We start from the raw sequence: 2,804 nt of genomic DNA, 5'->3' as shown, positions 1-2,804 counted from the left end.
TCGAACACGTCGGGGTTGAGCTGGTTCGCGAGGAACTGATCCGCGAGGCCCTGATCGACGAGGATGCCGTCCGCGAACTTCGGCGCATCGGCGCGCGCGACGAGTTCGCTCGCGTCGTGTGCCTTCCAGGCATCGCGATCGGCGCCGAGGTAGCCCGAGAAGGCCTTCTCGCCCCACGGGCAGCGTGTCGGCGCGGCGATCGGCGCGAACGCCGATACCGACCGGTACAGCCCGGGATGACGCAGCGCAAGCGTCAGCGCGCCGTGCCCGCCCATCGAATGACCGAAGATCCCGAGCCGCGCGCCGTCGATCGGCAGTTCGGCCGTGACGAGTTCGCGCAGCTCGCCCGTCACGTACGACTCCATCCGGTAATGCGCGGACCACGGCGCTTCGGTCGCGTCGACATAGAAGCCCGCGCCGACGCCGAAGTCCCACGCGTCGGTCTCGCCCGGCACGCCCGCGCCGCGCGGGCTCGTGTCCGGCATCACGAGCGCGATGCCGTGCTGCGCCGCGTATTGCTGCGCGCCGGCCTTGATCGCGAACGTCTCGTCGGTGCACGTGAGCCCCGCGAGATAGAACAGCGCCGGCACGCGGCCGTGCGCGGCCTGCGGCGGCAGGTACACCGAGAATTTCATCGGCAGGCCGATGGCCGCCGAATCGTGACGGTAGAAACGCTGCTCGCCGCCGTGGCACGCATGCGAGGAAACGAGTTCGAGCATCGCGGTGCGCTCCCGGTCAGTACAGCACGACCGAACGGATCGACTCGCCGGCCTTCATCAGGTCGAAGCCTTCGTTGATCCGCTCGAGCGGCAGCGTGTGCGTGATCAGGTCGTCGATGTTGATCTTGCCTTCCATGTACCAGTCGACGATCTTCGGCACGTCGGTGCGGCCGCGCGCGCCGCCGAACGCCGAGCCCTTCCACTCGCGGCCCGTCACCAGCTGGAACGGACGCGTGCTGATTTCCTCGCCCGCTGCCGCCACGCCGATGATGAACGACTGGCCCCAGCCCTTGTGCGTGCACTCGAGCGCCTGGCGCATCAGCTTCACGTTGCCCACGCATTCGAACGAGTAATCCGCGCCGCCGTCGGTCAGCTGCACGATGTGGTCGACCACGTTCTCGACTTCGTTCGGGTTGATGAAGTGCGTCATCCCGAACTTCTTCGCGAGCTCGACGCGCTTCGGGTTGATGTCCACGCCGATGATCTTGTCCGCGCCGACCATCTTCGCGCCCTGGATCACGTTCAGGCCGATCCCGCCGAGGCCGAACACGACGACGTTCGCGCCGGCCTCGACCTTCGCCGAGTACACGACCGCGCCGACGCCCGTCGTCACGCCGCAGCCGATGTAGCAGATCTTGTCGAACGGCGCGTCCTCGCGCACCTTCGCGACCGCGATTTCCGGCACGACGATGTAGTTCGAGAACGTCGACGTCCCCATGTAGTGGAACAGCGGCTTGCCGTCGAGCGAGAAGCGCGACGTCGCGTCGGGCATCAGGCCCTTGCCCTGCGTCGCGCGGATCTTCTGGCACAGGTTGGTCTTGCGCGACAGGCAGAACTTGCACTCGCGGCATTCGGGCGTGTAGAGCGGAATCACGTGGTCGCCCTTCCTCACGGTGCCGACGCCGGGGCCGACGTCGACCACGACGCCCGCGCCTTCATGGCCGAGGATCGCCGGGAAGATCCCTTCCGGATCGGCGCCCGACAGCGTGTAGTAGTCGGTGTGGCAGATGCCCGTCGCCTTCACCTCGATCAGCACTTCGCCTGCGCGCGGCCCTTCGAGATCGACTTCCTCGATCGTCAGCGGTGCGCCCGCCTTCCATGCAATCGCGGCTTTCGTCTTCATCGTGTGACTCCTGTCTGTGTGTGAGGTCGGCCCGGGTTCGCGCGTCGGCGCTCATGTCGACCGGCCTGGGTGCGCCAGCACCGACGCCGGCCCAATGCTTCGCACCGGGTTCCATGCAAAGCGGTCGAAACCGTGCCGCGCGGCGTCGCGCGCGGCACGGCGAAAGAATCTCGTGCTCGCCATGATGGCCGGTTCCGCCGCGCATCGCGTGCGGGAAACGGCCGCCGGCTTGCCACGATGCGTCATCGCTGACGCAAAAGAACAAGTGCCCGATTTTAAGCGCCCGTCGTGAACCATGCATCCGTCCGGGCATACAGGTCGATGAAGCGCGCGTGACGCGCGGCCAGCGAGCGATCGTCGCGCGGCTCGGCAACCGGCGACGCGGCCGGCGCCAGCACGTGCAGCGCGTCTTCCCGCCAGTGCCCGATCGCGACACCCGCCAGCAGCGCGGCGCCGCGCGTCGCGGCGTTCGGGCAGTCGATCGCGTGAAGCGACGCGCCCAGCGAGTCGGCAAGCAGCTGGCGCCAGCGCGGATCGACCGAGCCGCCGCCCGCGAGACGCAGCGTCGTCACCGGGTCGCCGCGGTCGGCATCGCGGATCGCATCGAGCCCGGCGCGCAACGCGAACGCGACGCCTTCGAACGCGGCGCGCATCATCGCGCCGCGCGTGTCGCCGAGCCCGAGGCCGAGCCAGCCGCCGCGCGCGTCGGGGTTCATCCACGGCGAACGCTCGCCCGTCAGGTAAGGCAGGAAGCACAGACGTTCCGACGCAACCTGCGCGAACGCATCGTCGTACGCATCGGCCCACTGCGCGTAGCCGAGCCAGCCGCGCACGGCTTCGAGCGCGAGCCCGACGTTCTGCATCGCGGCCATCGTGTAATAACCGCCGCCGGCCGCCGCGCGATAGCGATGCAGGCCGCGTCGGGCGGGCGGCAGCAAATCCGCGAGCACGACGATCTGGCC

At 68.8% G+C, this 2,804-nt stretch carries 3 protein-coding genes; all 3 read right to left on the bottom strand.

The features are described from left to right. A partial coding sequence (fghA, locus tag ABY44_RS23160) for an S-formylglutathione hydrolase (protein WP_431642319.1) occupies positions 1–719 on the bottom strand: 719 nt, incomplete at its 3' end. A gap of 16 nt (positions 720–735) precedes the next feature. Beyond that, complete coding sequence (locus tag ABY44_RS23155; RefSeq protein ID WP_006483756.1) at positions 736–1,842, bottom strand: S-(hydroxymethyl)glutathione dehydrogenase/class III alcohol dehydrogenase; 1,107 nt, start codon at positions 1,840–1,842, stop codon at positions 736–738. 275 nt (positions 1,843–2,117) lie between these two features. Continuing rightward, positions 2,118–2,804: FGGY-family carbohydrate kinase (locus ABY44_RS23150; protein ID WP_431642314.1), on the bottom strand; the 687-nt coding region annotated here is incomplete at its 5' end.

It is taken from the genome of Burkholderia sp. ZZQ-2 (assembly GCF_050768715.1).
GTDB classification, from domain to species: domain Bacteria; phylum Pseudomonadota; class Gammaproteobacteria; order Burkholderiales; family Burkholderiaceae; genus Burkholderia; species Burkholderia cepacia.
The sequence above is the reverse complement of the archived record's forward strand: the minus strand, read 5'-3'. Positions and strand labels throughout refer to the sequence as shown.